Origin of the sequence: Paenibacillus sp. FSL M7-0134 (assembly GCF_038007865.1) — a bacterium.
Classification (GTDB): Bacteria; Bacillota; Bacilli; order Paenibacillales; family Paenibacillaceae; genus Paenibacillus; species Paenibacillus polymyxa_B.
In genome coordinates, this window is sequence record NZ_JBBOXV010000001.1 from 2,812,764 (window position 1) to 2,829,323 (window position 16,560).

Consider the following 16,560-nt stretch of genomic DNA (forward strand, 5'->3'; position numbering starts at 1 on the left):
GTATAATTTTTTAATACATGAATCTTCGGACAAACCGGATATGGTCAAACTGCTCCTGTGATGCGAGGGGCACATCCTTTCCCATTCGTACCATCAGACAGTTAGCAGGATGTGAGCATATTTCAGGATCATCCGTGGCGTACCAGACCATATCTACAGTTTTCATCAGATGTTCCATCATGCGGCGGTATTCCCATACGGAGAGACCGCTGCCTTTTAAATCCCAATGCCAATAGTATTCGGTGGTAAAAATAATATAGGATTCAAGTTGTCTGTCCTCAAAGGCAATCCGAATCATTCGGCTACCCAGGCCCAGACCACGATAGTCATCGGCTACCTCAACAGCTCCAAGTTCCAGTAAATCCTTCATGCCAGCTTCCGACCAGCGCTCCATCTCATCTGGGTAATGAAAAGTAACATATCCCAGAAGGGTTTCCCCGTTGTGGGCAATGATAATTCTGCCTTCTGGCAGTTCTGAAATATCCACCAACGCGTCGAACTGTTCCTTTGGTTTGCGAAAGGCATCTAATTGCTTGTGCATTTGAAATGAACGCAGTTGATCCGCGGATACGGGGCCTTCTACATAGATTGTTTGTCCGTTATGATCCAGCGTGTCCAAGTGGTACAGTTTTAAATGCTGCATGTGTACGCCCTCCTTGTTCGCCATGAGCTCGTTCCTCATATCCCCTACTTATAGCAAAAAAACAATTAAATGAAAAGGATGGTCGTCACATCCTGACCTATGATATACTGTTTTAGACATAAAATGTTCACAATTAAGTGCTTAAATCAACCAGTACACCAAAGGACTTCATCTGCTTTATTGATTTTGTAAGCGTTATCTTGTCCTGTGTGATTCTCATTAATCCATTGTGAGGAGGCTTAACGCATGAAGATTGAAGAACTCCAGACTGTAGTTCCCACATCCAACATGGGCCCGTATGAACAAGCTTACAACAACTTTCAGTGGGAGGATGCAGAGCGTCATTTTACGTGGTATGAAACAGGCAAGGTCAATATGGCACATGAAGCCATTGATCGACATGTACAGGAAGGACGAGGTGAGAAAGCGGCACTATTGTATTGTGACGCAAACCGTCACGAAACCTACACCTTCTCTCAGCTTCGTGCTAGTTCTAACAGGTTCGGAAATGTGCTGCGGAAATACGGTATTGGTAAAGGGGAGCGGGTGTTTATTTTCATGCCACGTTCACCCGAGCTGGTTATTAGTTTACTTGGTGTTCTAAAGGTTGGAGCTGTTGTCGGTCCATTATTTGAGGCGTTTATGGAAACTGCGGTTAAGGATCGATTGGAGGATAGTGGGGCGGTGGCATTAGTGACCACACCTGCGCTTCTGTCACGGGTAAAACGTGAGGAGCTTCCTGAGCTGCGACATATTTTTGTGGTTGGTGATATGGATGCACGTGAGCAGGGAATTATCGATTTCGAGACAGAAATGCTTATGTCCTCAGAGGAACTTGAGCCAGAATGGTTGAATCGTGAAGATGGATTAATTATTCACTATACATCAGGCTCAACAGGCAAGCCCAAAGGCGTGTATCATGTGCAAAATGCGATGATTCAGCATTACTATACTGGCAAAATGGTGCTGGATTTGCGGGAAGATGATGTGTATTGGTGTACTGCTGATCCTGGCTGGGTCACGGGAACATCATACGGTATTTTTGCTCCATGGCTAAATGGAGCGACGAATGTCATTCGTGGGGGGCGTTTCAGCCCGGAAGACTGGTACCGCACGATTGAGCGTCACGAAGTGACCATATGGTATAGTGCTCCTACAGCGTTTCGAATGCTGATGAGCGCAGGGGAGCAGGTTGTTTCCAAATATGATCTCAGCAGTCTGCGGCATGTATTATCCGTTGGGGAACCGCTGAATCCAGAAGTGGTGCGATGGGGATGGCAAGTGTATACACAGCGCATTCATGATACTTGGTGGATGACGGAAACAGGAGCACAGTTGATCTGTAATTACCCTGAGCTGCCAATTAAGCCGGGTTCGATGGGAAAGCCACTCCCAGGTATTCAGGCTGCTATTTTGGATGACAGAGGGCAGGTGTTGCCTCCTGACCGGATGGGCCACTTGGCGATCCGTACACCATGGCCATCCATGATGAATCGTATATGGAACAATCCGAACAAGTTTCAGGAATATTTCCGCTTTCCCGGTTGGTATGTATCGGGTGATTCAGCTTACATGGATGAGGACGGATATTTCTGGTTTCAGGGTAGGATTGATGATGTCATTAACTCCTCCGGGGAGCGAATCGGCCCTTTTGAGGTGGAGAGCAAGCTTCTGGAGCATCCTGCAGTAGCGGAAGCCGGAGTCATTGGAAAACCAGATACCGTGCGGGGAGAGATTATCAAGGCTTTTGTTGCACTGCGTGAAGGCTATGCACCGTCTGAAGCTTTACAGCAGGACATCTATCGCTTCGTTAAGGAAGGGCTGTCTGCTCATGCTGCTCCACGCGAAATTGAGTTTAAGGAAAAGCTACCCAAAACCCGTTCCGGTAAAATTATGAGGCGCGTGTTGAAAGCCTGGGAGCTTAACCTTCCTACAGGTGACTTATCTACCATAGAGGATTGAAGTGCTGTGCATATTAGAATTAAAAAAGGGAGTCTCCAAAGCCTTAATGGCTAAGGGGACTCCCTTTTTGTTAGGGTGAATCTCATATTCACCCAACCTATCACTTTCTGCTTTTGTCTTCAGTTATGGACGGACGGCTCCGGAAGGAGCCGATTCCCCTATGGTATTCATGGAAGTGACACGAAACCAGCCTTTTGGCTTTTTCCCCGACTTATATTCAAAGCTGGGAGATGCGGTAGAGCCTATGTTTGTAAAAGGCTCCGCACCGCTTTCGCTGTAATACACGTTATAGCCTGTAATAGCGTCCGCAGACTTACCTGCGCTCCATTGGAGCGCTACGGATGAGCCAGCGGCTTTAGCTTGAGGCTGTCCAGGGGCAGTAGGAACCTCTGTAGGCTGTGCACCTGTTCCATCTCCCTCGCCCGGAACGTCTGGAGACTCAGAATCTGCAGGTGGCACCACAGGTGCTGCGCTTGCTTTCGTGCTTGGCCCAGACTCATGGCCGCCTACATCAACGGCGGTCACGTAGTAGCTGGAGCTGCTGCCCCCAGGGCTGTCAGAGAACACCTTGGAGCCGTCAGCCATAACAACCTTGCCAAGCCGTTGGAAGCTGCCCCCATCTGTAGAACGATACAGACGGTATCCTACGACGTCGCTGTTTCCGCTTGGGCTAAAGCTGATTATGGCTTTGCCGTCACTATAGCTTACGTTGATGCTAGATGGAGCGTTAGGGGCTGCTCCATCGTCCTTGCGTGGATCAATCTGAGTAGGAGCTTCCTTATCTGCATCCTGAGGCAGATAGTAGGACAACGAATTATGTCGTCTCATCACCTTAAAGGCTTGCTGAAGCTCTTTAATCAATTCTGAGATTGGCTTTTCCCGTTTCCTAACGGTCCGTTCATATAACATATCATCCGGTGTACCATCGCGTGGAATATAATTCACACCTTGGTAGGTAATATATTTCGCACGGCTCACACCATTTTCACTGTTTTTAGGTGGATACTTACTGTTATAAATGTCCGAACCATACGCGGATGCTGTACGGCTTACAATGCCGTCAGGTCTCTTGAAACTGTCCGTTTGGAACAGCTGAGCATCTTTAGCTGTTACTTCATTCATGATTAGAGCCCATAGGCGACGAGCCCGCTCTTTTTGGACTTTCGTTTCAAGCTTATTGACAGGCTGCTTGTAACCAACCCATACACCCAGCGTGACGTCAGGTGTAAAGCCCTCGAACCAAACATCAGTGTAGGATTGCGTAGTGCCTGTCTTGCCGGCAATCGGAATCTTGCCGGATTGATCAAAGTTCCGCTTCACCAGTCTGCCTGTGCCTTCCGACACGGCTGTACGCAACATATCTGTCATCAGGTAGGCGGTTTGCGGTGAGAAGGCCTGCACAGGATTAGCCTGATGCTTATATACAATATTGCCTTGCGAATCCACAATCTTTTCGATCATATAGGCGTCATTAAACACACCGCCATTTGGAATGGCTCCATATGCATTCGTGAGTTCCTCGACGGTCACCCCATGGGCCAAGCCGCCAAGTACACCCGTTTGGGCGTTGTTATCACTGGATTCCAAGGTGGTGATACCCAGTTTTTTAGCAAAAGCCCAAGCATTGCTAATCCCTACTTTTTCGTTAAACAGCTTGAGTGCTATCGTATTTAGCGATTGATTCAGTGCATAACGCGCCGTAACCAATCCTTGATAGCGGTTGTTAGCATTTTTCGGAATGTGATATCCATTACTGCCATCTTTCAAAATAATAGGGGCATCATCCACGATACTACCAGGCTGCACAAGACCGCTGTCCAATGCAGGGAGATAGGCAGCAATCGGTTTCATTGCCGAACCTGGCTGACGTACCATCTGCGTGGCATAATTCATCTGCTCCTTTTGGAAGTCCCGACCTTCCATCATTCCAAGAATGGCGCCTGTTTTATGCTGAATCAGAATAGCCGCTGCTTGTTCGTCACCCTTGGTTTTACTAGTGGCAGAGAAGTTGTTTTTATTTTCTGCAATTTGACGCATAGATTTGTAGACGCTCTTATCAATGGTGGTGTACACCATATAACCGCCTGTGCGAAGCTGCTGTTCAGCTTCTTTGAGTAAATCGTTATCGTCCTTGGTCTTGGCATCTGCACTGGCATTAGCTGCTTGACCCGGATTGGTGACAGACATGAGTGCCTGCGCAGCCTGTCGTTCTGTTTCCATCATAAGGTATGGATAGGTGTTATAAGCTTTAACAGTGCGTGGTGCGAGAGATTTTTTGATATCAAAAGCCATCGCTTCATCATACTGTGCTTTATTGATTTTGTTCTCCTCCAGCATTCGACTGAGCACCAGGTGCTGGCGGTTGATGGCTCTTTTAAAGCCAGCTTCATTAAACTCGCCCTTACCGTTGTAAGCAGAATAAGAAGAAGGAAGCTGTGGCAAACCTGCCAGATAGGCGGCCTGGGCTACATTAATCTCGTTCAGATCATTCTCATTAAAAATACCTTTGGCCGCTGCTTTAATGCCAAAGACGTTGTAACCGCTTGAACCGTTACCAAAAGGTACTTTATTGAGATAGGCCGTAATAATTTGTTGCTTGCTCAGGAAGCGCTCAAGGCGCAGAGACAGCAAAATTTCTTTGACCTTGCGGTCATCCGTGCGATCGAGATTTAGAAAGACACGACGCGCAAGCTGCTGGGTGAGGGTACTACCCCCGGTTTGTACGGATTCATGCAGCGCCTTTTGCTTCACAGCACGCAGCGTTCCCGACAAATCGACACCTTTATGCTCATAAAAATGATTATCTTCAATGGCAATGACTGCGTCAATGACGAGTTGTGGAATCTCCTTAAACGTGACAGGTCTTCGATCTTCTTCTGTCCGAAGTTGTCCGATGGGAGAGCCATCATTGAAATAAGCGAAGCCTGTAATTGCATTCTTATCTACTTCCTGTAGGATCATGGATCTGGAACGCACGGGTTCGCTTTTTACAATAGAAGCAACATAGCCAGCGGCGGCCCCCCCTGCAAATAGTGCCCCCATAAAACCGATGATGATGACCCACTTTATGACACGGCCGAGCCTTCGCATGGTTGTCCTCAAGCGGGAAGGCTTTGGCGCTGATACATTGTTTTTTTCTTCAACCATTAAGTCTTCCTCCTTTATAACAGCCATTATTATAGCATAAAATTACAAAATGAACCCATATGCTAAAAAGCCTGTCTTTTGGTGTCGTTGACTACATAAAAGCAGTGTGTTATAAATAGGTCAAAGTAAATATCGTGAAAAGCAGAGAAAGACTTCAGTAGAAGGCGGAATCACGTTGTGCAGAGAGCCGATGGGTGGTGTGAATCGGTAGCGTCCCTCCTTTGAATTACCGTCTGGAGCTGTCTGGATGAATGGAAAGCATTTGCAGGTTTGCGAAGCTACCATAGTAATCCAGTACCGGGTGTAGGCCCGTTATAGGAATGAAGTGAAAGAAATGTCTGTCTTTGACATGCGTTTCTTTAATTAGGGTGGTAACGCGAGTAGCTCCTTCTCGTCCCTTGGGATGAAAGGGGCTTTTTGGTTTGTCTAATATGTAATATTTTGGATGAAAAATAGGAGGTATACAGGATGAAGTGGGAAGAATTGAAGCCGGAGCAACAGGTAGAGGTCGAGCGACAGCTAGAGGTGATACAGCGGGGTGTGGCGGAAATTGTACCGGAGGATGAGCTGAAGCGTAAGGTAATTAAATCGGTCGTTAGCGGCGAGCCGCTCAAAATTAAGCTGGGTCTTGATCCATCTGCGCCCGACATTCACATCGGACATACGGTTGTTATGCACAAACTGCGCCAGTTCCAGGAATTAGGCCATCAAGTGCAACTGATTATCGGAGATTTTACAGGCAGAATTGGTGATCCGACAGGTAAATCGGAGACTCGTAAGCAACTGACTGAGGAAGATGTACAGCGTAATGCACAAACGTACAAGGAACAAATTTTTAAAATTCTCGATCCTGAAAAAACAAAGGTATTCTACAATTCCGAATGGTTAGGGCCAATGTCTTTTGCTGATGTAGTAACCCTGTCGGCCAAAGTAACGGTTGCCCGTATGTTGGAACGAGATGATTTTACAAAAAGGTACCAAAACGGATTGCCGATCAGCATCCATGAGTTCTTTTACCCGCTGATGCAGGGCATGGATTCCGTGGCTCTCCAAAGCGATATTGAATTGGGGGGGACGGATCAGAAGTTTAATCTGCTGATGGGCAGAACCCTGCAAAAAGAATACGGAGTTGAGCCGCAGGCTACTATTACATTACCATTGCTTGAAGGGCTGGATGGCGTCCAGAAGATGAGCAAAAGTTTGGGGAACTACATTGGTGTTGATGAGGAGCCGAACGAAATATACGGGAAATCCATGTCCGTTCCTGACGAGCTGATGCTGAAATATTTTGAGCTTGCAACGGATATCAACAACGAGGAGCTGGCAGAGCTGGCGAAAGGTGTTAAGGACGGCTCAGTACATCCACGTGATGCCAAAATGAAGCTGGCTGGAACGTTAGTGCGCATGTACCACGGTGAAGAAGCAGAGGAAGCAGCAAAGCAGCATTTTGTGACCGTATTCCAGCAACGTGCGCTGCCTGACGATATTGAAGAGTTCACCTTGACGGCTGATCAGTTAGAAGAAGGTGGCATTCGTGTAATCCAGTTGCTGACTCATCTGGGCTTTGCAGCATCTAATGGTGAAGCCAAGCGCAGTATTCAGCAGGGTTCGGTCAAAATTAACGAAGAGAAATGGACCGATGTGAACGAAGCATACACGCCGAAGGAAGGCGACATTGTGCAGGTAGGTAAACGGAAATTTGCTAAAATCAAGCTTGGATAATGAAAATATATTCAAAAGCAGCACTGAGATTGTATCGATCTCAGCGTTGCTTTTTTATTTCTGCCAAGTGAAAAGTCATGGTAAACTTAGCACAAATAATCAAACATGTAGGTAAAGAGTTATACATAATGAAAACGTGGGTTGCACAATTTGGGTGTAGGATAGATAACCAAAACAATTACAAGTGCGGGGAAGGATTATATGGACTATTTTAAACGAATTCAGTGTGCGATTGAGTTTATTGAATTGAATCTCCGGGAGGATTTAAAAATTGCCGAGATTGCTTCACAGGCCTGTTTTTCAGCTTTTCATTTCCAACGGGTTTTTCTGGCCATTTCGGGTTTTACGGTTCAACAATATATAAGAAGGAGAAGATTGTCCGAGGCGGCTGAACAGCTAAAACAATCCAATCAAAAAGTGTTGGACATTGCTATTGAGTATCAGTACAACTCACAAGAAGCTTTTACCCGCGCTTTTGAAAAGAATTTTGGGATCACCCCTGGGAAGTATCGTAACGGTGATATCGAGTTTCCTGCGCAAAGTAAAATCAATTTTCTGGATTACCAAAAAAATAAGATGGGGGATTTGGATGTGAATAAGCCGGTGATATTGCAGCTCGAAACAGTTAAAATTGTAGGATATGAATATAAAACAAATCTGAATAATGAGCAGCACTATAAAGAAATTCCAGGGTTTTATGGGCACTTTGGAGCAAATGAATATTTTATGTTTATCCCGAACAAAATTGCACCGGGAATGTCATATGGGGTTGCCTGTCGATTTGAAGACAACGGTGCATTTTCATTTGTGGTGGGCGAGGCAGTTGAAGAAGAGTCAAAAGAACTGGCAGAGGGTTTCGTATATATGGAGATTCCAGCAGGGAAGTATGCTGAGTTTGACGCTTCGGGTTCAGATGGACGGGTTCAGAATATACGAGACTTTATCTATGGCACATGGCTTCCTAATTCTAATTTTGAACGGAGGGAGGGGCCTGATTTTGAAATTACGGACGTGATGAATTCCTCCTATCCAGATCACTTGAGTATGAAGGTATACATCCCCATTGAATAAAACCCTCAGGCTCGATGCATAGGGAATATAAAAAAAGCACCCGAATAAATTCGGGTGCTTTTTGGTGCTAATACAAGGATTAGCGGTTGTAGAATTCGACGATTTGTTTTTCATCGATATCTTGGGACAATTCGCCACGCTCAGGCAAACGAATGAATTTACCTTCCAGAGCTGCGTCATTGTACTCCAGGTAAGCTGCCAAGTGGTTGCGGTTTTCCAAAGCTTCTTTAATGGAAGACAGGGAACGACTTCTTTCACGAAGACCGATCACGTCGCCAAGACTTACTTGGTAAGAAGCGATGTCAACTTTTTTACCGTTCACAGTAACGTGACCGTGAGCTACCAATTGACGTGCGCCTGCACGGGAATTAGCAAAGCCAAGACGGAACACAAGGTTGTCCAGGCGGCTTTCCAGCAAGAACATAAAGTTTTCACCAGCGATACCGTGCATGTGTTGAGCTTTGTTGAACAGGGTACGGAATTGTTTTTCACCCAAGCCGTACATGTGACGCAGCTTTTGTTTCTCTTGAAGCTGCATACCGTAGTTGCTGATTTTTCTCCGTTGGTTTGCACCATGTTGTCCCGGAGGGAAAGGGCGTTTCAATTCTTTACCTGTGCCGCTCAGGGAAATACCGAGACGACGGCTCAATTTAAATTTAGGACCAGTGTAACGTGCCATTATAGAGTTAACTCCTTCATAATTAAAATTTGAGTTGGGGCTCTCTTTGCGCTCCAATTTGTTCGGCGCTACCAATTAAGGTAAGACGCACTACTGACAGAAAAGTTCAGCCGCTGTCCTGTCAGCAACAAAAAAGATGAGGGTGACACAAACTGTTACGCCCAAAATTTAAGATCCGCACAGTAGATAGTTCTGCCGTACAGTCTTTTTCATTAATATATACTATATGTAAGAGTGGGTCAATGTCAAGAAAAGAAAAAGAATGAAAACGTCAGAATTTGTCGATAGGGCTTAAGAACTAAAAAAGTGGGACGAATTTCTGAAAAATGGATGCAAATTTCTAGAGTTGAGAGTAAAATAGATCATATTATGAGCTATAGTGGTGTATAGCCGCTGTCTTGGTACAGCTAATTTTGCTGTGAAGGAGCGCCTTAATATGTCGGAATTTTCAACAACGGATCAGCAAATGCTTGACAGTAAAACAGTCCAGGCTGGCGGTGCTCCGCTGTTTGATGATAAAGGATATACGTCTTTTGCCTGGCTCCAGAACATGGATATGACACCCTATGATTTCCCCTATATTAACCAGCTGCTTGTCCAAGGATATCGGAGTTGGTTACAGCAGAGCAATGGTATATCCTGGATTAACGAAGAATATACTGCTGTTTTTAATTTTATAGGTGTTCGTGTTGCTGGTAGGGAAGAAGATGATGACGAGGATTTGGATTTGGTCGAACGTTGTTGCATATCTAGAGAGATGGAAGTGAGTCAGCGCAAACTTCGTGATGGAAGCCTTGCGTTTGTGTATATGGTTCCCATACTATGCCGTAATTACAAGAGGGAGCCCTTTGCCGCTCTTCGTTTTACACGGCCTGCTCAACATTCTGTCTCAAATCAGGACACATTGTTAGCAGCTGCTTTACATTTTAAATCCTGCTTTTACTCGAAGTTTGAGTATATATTTATGGAAGATATCCTTGGGATGCAGAATCGAAGCGATCGTGAAGGTAGACGCCGTTCTATTTTATTTCAGATTGTAAAACGGATGCATGACAAAATTGACGTGGAAGGCGTGCTGGATGAGGTATTCGGGAGCATCGCCTATTTGTTTCCCCATGTAGATATCACCTTGTATATGAGTCAGGATCGACACAGTCGCAATCCGCAGGTCAAACCTTTGCTGCTGCATGAACGGGACGAAGATGTATGCGTCCGTGCATTTATGAAAGGGCAAATGGCTGTGAATGAGCCTGTCGGTACACAAGATGAAATGACTGAAATCGCCATCCCATTACGTGGCAAGCAGGGTGTATATGGTGTTTTCCATATGATCCTTCCATCGGGTGCGGATAGTATGAAAAAAGTGGATGTAGAGCTGATTGCCATGATGGCGGATACGGCTGGCACTGCATTTGAAAATGCGAAGCTGCTTGAGCAATCTAATGTACTTATTCATGAATTGCGTCTCATTAATGAACTGGTTCAGCGCTTAAATCAGAGCCTGAAGTTAAATGAAATATTTGAATTTGCCGTGCAGGAGTTATTAAAAATGTTCATGGCTGACTTTTGTTGTATTGTACAGCTTGATCAGGATGGAAGCTGTTTTAAGGTCATGTCGAGTAATGTGGAAAGCTTAAGATTAGAAAGTTACCCTCATGAAGAGGGATTTGCTGGACTGATACGCAAAACAGGAGAACCAGTGATTGTGTCGGACTATAGAAAGGATGGAAAGATAACCTCTCATTTTATGGATGCGACGGACTCCCAGTCTTTGATGGCTGTACCTATGAAGACCAGTGGTACTCCTAGAGGGGTTATACTATTGTCCAGCAAGCTTCCACACTTTTTCTCTTATGATAATTACAAAATGCTGCAAATGCTAGCCCCTCACATCGGGTTGGCGGTAACCAATGCTATGCTGCACGCTGAGGTGCGACGTTTGGCTAATATGGATATGTTAACAGGTCTGTATGTACGTCATTATGTGGACCAAATCATTCAGCAACATCAGGAAAAGGATTTCTGTGGATCTCTTATTTTGGTAGATATTGATCAATTCAAACAGGTGAACGATACGTATGGGCATCAGACGGGTGACGAAATTCTGAAAAGCGTCAGCAATATCGTTCGTTCGGCGACTCGCGATGAGGATGTATGTGCCAGATGGGGCGGCGAGGAGCTTGCCATTTATTTACCGCAGCTGGGGGTACAGCAGGCGCTCGGATATGCAGAAAAAATACGTTACCGTGTACAGCATGAAACCGAGCCTCAGGTGACTGTTTCTTGCGGGATTGCTGAATGGAACTGGCTGGACGAGCAGATCAGTATTGAATCTTTATTTTATAGGGCTGATATGGCCTTGTACGAAGCGAAAAATGAAGGACGCAATCGAATAGTTGTTGATCATGTAGCCAATGTGTAGAGAATATTCCTTAGGGAATGTTCTCTTTTTGTCTTGCATAACCCATTGCAGACAGGTAATCCTAAACGTAGCTTTATCGTGTGTATGTTTGAACTATAGGGAAAACACGATAAAGTGAACCAGGTAGCATAACTGCCTTGAAGCAGGATTATTGCTCATGAGTACAGTAATGTTCAGGATAGGACGGATGATGGGATGCATTGGAGAAAGCAATGGGTGATGCAGGTTTGTGGTGTGTTCCTTGTGATAGGTGTGTTAAGTGGTTGTGCACTGGATCGACAATATACTCCTGAGCAGATTTTTAAGAGATCTGTTGCAGGAATGGCTGGCAAAGAGATGGTAACGTTTACTGGACGGACTGCAATTAGAGCTGACAGTGGTCTGCCAACGAATAAGCAGTTTGAATATCGCGGTAGGCTAAGAAATCACGATGAATTGATCATGCATTGGGGCTCTACAGAAGCTTTTCGTAAGCAAGGTGGCTACGTAGCCCTGCAACAAGGTAAGTCCGAGCATGATGTTACACAAGAACATTTTCTTCGTCAGAGTGGAAAATGGGTTGCGCTGACATCCGGTTATCCCCCTCTGGGTGGAAATGGTATGTTAAATCGCTTCAATCCGATTCAGGAGCTTGAGGAATTAAATACACTGAATAAGAGCATTCGTATGGAAACGGGAGCTGCCCGGGGAACTTGGATGTTGAGGATTGAACCGGAATCTGCTTCGGCAAAGCGCTGGTTGAAAGATCGTTTAATAAAAGAAATGAATACGTTAAACCCTCAAATCGGGATATTAAAAACGCAGCATACAGGAACGAATCGAGAACTGCAAAAGAAGCTGACTCAAGTATGGTCACAAAGTTGTGAGGATATGAGCAACCAGTTGGAGCAATCCATTGTGCGTACTGTGTATCATCTGACCATAGATCGCCAAACAGGTTTACCCTTAAAGCTTTCATCGGAATGCAGGATTTCCCGACAGGGAGTGAATGAAGAGCTGCATCAAGAGGCTTTGATAACCAGAGTTACTTTTGAGGACTACAAGTAACGGAGCGGGCGTGATACAATGAATTTTGAATTAACCATTGTTCAAAAAGAATGAAATAGAGAAGGAGAGACACTACATGAAAGATCCTAGAATACTTAAGCTGGCGGAAAATTTGGTAGGTTACTCTGTTGAGGTGCAGCCTGGAGAAAATGTATTGATCGAAATGATTGGTACAGAGCGCGACTTGCTTAACGCCATCATTCATGAAGTTGGTAAAAAAGGTGGAAATGTTTTTGTACAACTTACAGACCGTAAGGTACAGAGCGCCATGCTTCGTCACGCGACAAAGGAGATGCTGGAGACCTGGGCTGAGATTGACCTTAACCGGATGAAGCAAATGCACTGCTACATCGGAATTCGTGCAGGGGAAAATGTAAATGATCTGTCAGATGTGCCGGAAGATAAAATGAAAATGTATAATTCCATTTATCAGCATGCGGTACATAGCGAACAACGGGTGAAACACACCAAATGGGTAGTGCTGCGTTATCCGAATGACAGCATGGCTCAATTGGCGAATATCAGCACAGAAGCATTCGAAGATTTTTATTTCGATGTGTGTAATCTGGATTATGCAAAAATGGACAAAGCTCAAGATGCATTGGCAGACCTGATGAATCGGACGGACAAGGTACGGATCAGCGGACCGGGTACGGATTTGAATTTCTCTATTAAGCAAATCGGAGCTATCAAGTGTTCAGGTCAATGCAATATCCCGGATGGCGAAGTATACAGCGCACCTGTACGTGATTCCGTTAACGGAACTATCAGCTACAATGCACAAACCCTGTATAATGGTATTACTTTTGAAAATGTTAAATTCCGTTTTGAAAATGGTAAGATCGTGGAAGCGACGAGTAACGATACGAAGCGGCTGAATGATATTCTTGATTCTGACGAGGGAGCACGTTATATTGGCGAGTTTGCCATCGGGTTTAATCCGCACATTTTACATCCAATGAAGGATATTTTGTTTGACGAGAAAATCGCTGGCAGCTTGCATTTTACACCAGGTCAAGCTTATGAAACAGCGGATAACGGTAATCGTTCATCCATCCACTGGGATTTGGTGTTGATTCAGCGTCCAGAATATGGCGGTGGTGAAATTTATTTTGACGATGTTTTGATTCGTAAAGACGGCATCTTTGTACTGCCTGAGCTGGAGCCATTAAACCCTGAAAATTTAAAATAACGATATCCGTTCTTGCTGAGAAAGCGATTTCAATGTATTATTATGGATGAGTAACGATACATGACAATTCAGTAAAGCGAGGGATCTCTATGTCCAATAATAACGCGGCTGTTGTTGAAATTGCACAGACGGCGAGCAAGTTCACCTCTTCCATCGTCCTTCATTCCGAAAATAAGTATATTGATGTGAAAAGTATACTGGGCTTGTTTACGACCCTAGTCAGCAGCCATAGCTATGAACTACACGTTCATGGACCAGATGCGGAGGAAGCTAAGAAAGCGATCATCGAGGTGTTCGAGAAGCACGGACTTCATATTTCAGTAGCCAGCTAACTTTATTCTTGAAGCAAAAGCATCCCTACCTGTAACTGTAGGGATGCTTTTTTTGTCAGGTTCTTGTATTAGCCTGCAATTTGGTCTAATATTAAGGATAGGACGTCTTGTGCGACATTGAGACATAGGGGGGAAGAATCCATGACTTCATCTGATTTGCAGGAACAATTGAATATCAAGGCTATTAATCTGCTTCAGGAAGATGCAGATAAAATAAAGAAGCTTATTGAAGTACAGATGGAGAATCTGGCAACCCGTTATTGCCCTCTCTATGAGGAAGTGCTGGATACTCAGATGTACGGATTTTCCAAGGAAGTGGATTTTGCGGTTCGCGCTGGACTTCTTCCGGAAATGGTAGGTAAACAGCTGGTCAGTGAGCTGGAACGCAATCTGGCTATTCTATATGAGGCCATGAATAATAAGGCCAATTAGGAAGACGGTTGAATTGATGAGAGCATGCGGAGTTTGAGAGCATGCTTTTTTTGATGCCTTTTTTTGAAAAAATGTTCTTTTAGGATGGTGAAAGCGCATCGCCCTTCCACCATCCTAATGCACATTTTAAAACCTTAAAAGCTACACAAGGAAGAAGGATACACCTAACAATACATACACTACCAGTAGCATGAGTCCCTCATACCAGTTGGTTGAGCCATCCTGGGTGATGGATTTGGCGATAAATACAGCGACAGCAATGGCAACCAGCTCAATTGTGGTGAAAACAATATTCATCGTGTTTCCCATAAAGTAACTGATAAAAATCAGCACAGGGGCAACAAATAGTGCAATTTGCAAACTGCTGCCGATAGCTATTTCGACAGATGCACCGATTTTGTTCTTCATCGCCAGTAAAATAGCAGCGCTGTGTTCGGCTGCATTACCAATAATAGCGACGAGGAAGGCACCTACAAACAATTCGCTGAGCCCAAATTGGGTCGTAAATACCTCCAGTGTACCTACCAGCCATTCGCTGACAAAAGCGACCATGACGGTAGCGAGTACCAAATAGGCAATGGATTTGTTTCTGGACCATACAGGGGCATGCTCATGTGGCAATTCTTCATCTTTTTGTTCGGTCACATCAGCTAAATAGTCCTTATGCGTAATCATAGAAAAAATAAGCCACGCAATATACGCGACAATGAGCGTGCCTGCGACAATGAGGCTGAGCGTATCTGATTCGTTGTCCGTGATAACGTGTGTGTTCAGAAAGACAGCTGGAACGAACAAGGCAATAACAGCCACAATCATCAGAGAACCACTTAATCCAGCCAGCGATATATTGAAATTTTGCACTTTGTACTTTAAACCGCCAGCGAACAGACTTGCTCCGAGCACCAGCAGCAGATTACCGATGATGGAACCGGTAAGACTGGCCTTTACCATATCGTAAAGACCTTCTTTAACAAGAAAGATGGCGATGATCAGTTCGGCTGCGTTACCAAAGGTGGCATTTAAGAATCCGCCTAAACGTTGGCCAGCATAATGCGCGACACTTTCGGTCGCCCTGCCGAGAAAACCGGCTACGAATACAACAGAAATTGCGCAAATGACAAATTGGGCTATAGCGTTCCAATGCGTGTAATGAGCGACTGCGCTAAGAGCAAATGTCACTATAAGCAAAGCGGGAGATAACCATTTTTTCAATGAAGAGCACCTCGATATCAATAGATGTGTACAAGTTTGGTGAAAGCTGTCACTTGTATGGATTTTCTAAATTAATATACCCAAAATGATATAGGTTGTAAACGAAAGTTGTTTTTCATACGTAGGGTTTGCATTTGGAGTGGCTGAGGCTTTACAATACAAATAAAGGATGGATGAAGGGGGACATAGGTCATGGCAGAGCAAATTCAACAACTGGAAGCAGGAAACATCAAGATTTCCAACGATGTCGTAGGTAAAATTGCCGGGATGGCCGCATTAGAGACACCGGGCATTGCTGCAATGTCAGGCGGTTTATCGGAAGGCTGGGCCAAAAGGCTGAGCGGTAAAAATGTGCAAAAAGGCGTATCAGTGGAGGTTGGACAGCTGGAAGCTGCCATTGATCTACGTATTATCGTGCTCTACGAAACACCTATTCATGAGGTGTCCCGAATTCTTCAGCAAAATGTGCGAGAAGCCGTCGAAAGTATGACGGGTTTGCGGGTCGTGGAAGTGAACGTAAAAGTGGAAGGTGTCGCGTTCAAGGACGACGCAGTGTAAAAGAATCAGGAACCGATAAATTGACGTTTTTCACCAATTGTATACATGCCGGGAATTCCGTGGGATAACCCGAATAAAAACACGAAAACTGGTGGTTATAGAATCGCCAGTTTTCGTTTTGTGAATCAACAGTATAGCCAT

Annotated in this window: 13 protein-coding genes and 1 other annotated feature; of the genes, 9 read left to right on the plus strand and 4 right to left on the minus strand. The window is 44.9% G+C overall.

All coding sequences use genetic code 11. The annotated features are described in order from the left end of the window. Positions 1 to 10 precede the first annotated feature (10 nt). Positions 11 to 643, minus strand: coding sequence for a GNAT family N-acetyltransferase (locus NSQ58_RS12515; RefSeq protein ID WP_028540544.1), 633 nt, complete (start codon positions 641 to 643; stop codon positions 11 to 13). A 246-nt stretch (positions 644 to 889) separates the two neighbouring features. On the opposite strand from NSQ58_RS12515, the gene acsA reads away from it, so the two are divergent. Further along, positions 890 to 2,605 carry an acetate--CoA ligase gene (gene acsA, locus NSQ58_RS12520; protein ID WP_028540545.1) on the plus strand — a complete coding sequence of 572 codons (1,716 nt, stop codon included), beginning with the start codon at positions 890 to 892 and terminating at the stop codon, positions 2,603 to 2,605. 123 nt (positions 2,606 to 2,728) lie between these two features. On the opposite strand, the gene NSQ58_RS12525 is transcribed toward acsA, so the two are convergent. Then, positions 2,729 to 5,752, minus strand: a complete 3,024-nt coding sequence (locus NSQ58_RS12525) for a penicillin-binding protein 1A (protein WP_023989330.1) — start codon at positions 5,750 to 5,752, stop codon at positions 2,729 to 2,731. Positions 5,753 to 5,887: 135 nt separating this feature from the next. After that, positions 5,888 to 6,154 (plus strand) — a binding site (T-box leader). Between the two features lie 66 nt (positions 6,155 to 6,220). On the opposite strand from NSQ58_RS12525, the gene tyrS reads away from it, so the two are divergent. Continuing rightward, positions 6,221 to 7,474: a tyrosine--tRNA ligase gene (gene tyrS, locus NSQ58_RS12530; RefSeq protein WP_013310921.1), complete on the plus strand. Its 1,254-nt coding sequence runs from the start codon at positions 6,221 to 6,223 to the stop codon at positions 7,472 to 7,474. 201 nt (positions 7,475 to 7,675) lie between these two features. Beyond that, on the plus strand, positions 7,676 to 8,545 hold the full coding sequence (locus tag NSQ58_RS12535; protein ID WP_316243926.1) for an AraC family transcriptional regulator: 870 nt from the start codon (positions 7,676 to 7,678) through the stop codon (positions 8,543 to 8,545). Between the two features lie 79 nt (positions 8,546 to 8,624). On the opposite strand, the gene rpsD is transcribed toward NSQ58_RS12535, so the two are convergent. Continuing rightward, positions 8,625 to 9,224: a 30S ribosomal protein S4 gene (rpsD, locus tag NSQ58_RS12540; RefSeq protein WP_025723468.1), complete on the minus strand. Its 600-nt coding sequence runs from the start codon at positions 9,222 to 9,224 to the stop codon at positions 8,625 to 8,627. A gap of 436 nt (positions 9,225 to 9,660) precedes the next feature. On the opposite strand from rpsD, the gene NSQ58_RS12545 reads away from it, so the two are divergent. From NSQ58_RS12545 to NSQ58_RS12565, 5 genes are all read left to right on the plus strand, one after another. After that, positions 9,661 to 11,646: a sensor domain-containing diguanylate cyclase gene (locus NSQ58_RS12545; RefSeq protein ID WP_341057546.1), complete on the plus strand. Its 1,986-nt coding sequence runs from the start codon at positions 9,661 to 9,663 to the stop codon at positions 11,644 to 11,646. Positions 11,647 to 11,841: 195 nt separating this feature from the next. Further along, positions 11,842 to 12,693: a hypothetical protein gene (locus NSQ58_RS12550; RefSeq protein WP_023989325.1), complete on the plus strand. Its 852-nt coding sequence runs from the start codon at positions 11,842 to 11,844 to the stop codon at positions 12,691 to 12,693. 76 nt (positions 12,694 to 12,769) lie between these two features. After that, positions 12,770 to 13,885 carry an aminopeptidase gene (locus NSQ58_RS12555; RefSeq protein ID WP_013310916.1) on the plus strand — a complete coding sequence of 372 codons (1,116 nt, stop codon included), beginning with the start codon at positions 12,770 to 12,772 and terminating at the stop codon, positions 13,883 to 13,885. 89 nt (positions 13,886 to 13,974) lie between these two features. After that, on the plus strand, positions 13,975 to 14,217 hold the full coding sequence (locus NSQ58_RS12560) for an HPr family phosphocarrier protein (protein WP_013310915.1): 243 nt from the start codon (positions 13,975 to 13,977) through the stop codon (positions 14,215 to 14,217). A gap of 141 nt (positions 14,218 to 14,358) precedes the next feature. Beyond that, the gene (locus NSQ58_RS12565) at positions 14,359 to 14,649 is read left to right on the plus strand and encodes a YlaN family protein (RefSeq protein ID WP_007431028.1); all 291 of its coding nucleotides are present in this window, start codon (positions 14,359 to 14,361) and stop codon (positions 14,647 to 14,649) included. A gap of 141 nt (positions 14,650 to 14,790) precedes the next feature. Here the strand turns inward: NSQ58_RS12565 and cax are convergent, their stop codons facing one another. Then, the gene (cax, locus tag NSQ58_RS12570) at positions 14,791 to 15,861 is read right to left on the minus strand and encodes a calcium/proton exchanger (RefSeq protein ID WP_028540551.1); all 1,071 of its coding nucleotides are present in this window, start codon (positions 15,859 to 15,861) and stop codon (positions 14,791 to 14,793) included. Positions 15,862 to 16,053: 192 nt separating this feature from the next. On the opposite strand from cax, the gene NSQ58_RS12575 reads away from it, so the two are divergent. Further along, a complete protein-coding gene (locus NSQ58_RS12575; protein WP_013310912.1) occupies positions 16,054 to 16,419 on the plus strand; it encodes an Asp23/Gls24 family envelope stress response protein in 366 nt (121 codons plus the stop codon). Positions 16,420 to 16,560: the final 141 nt, after the last annotated feature.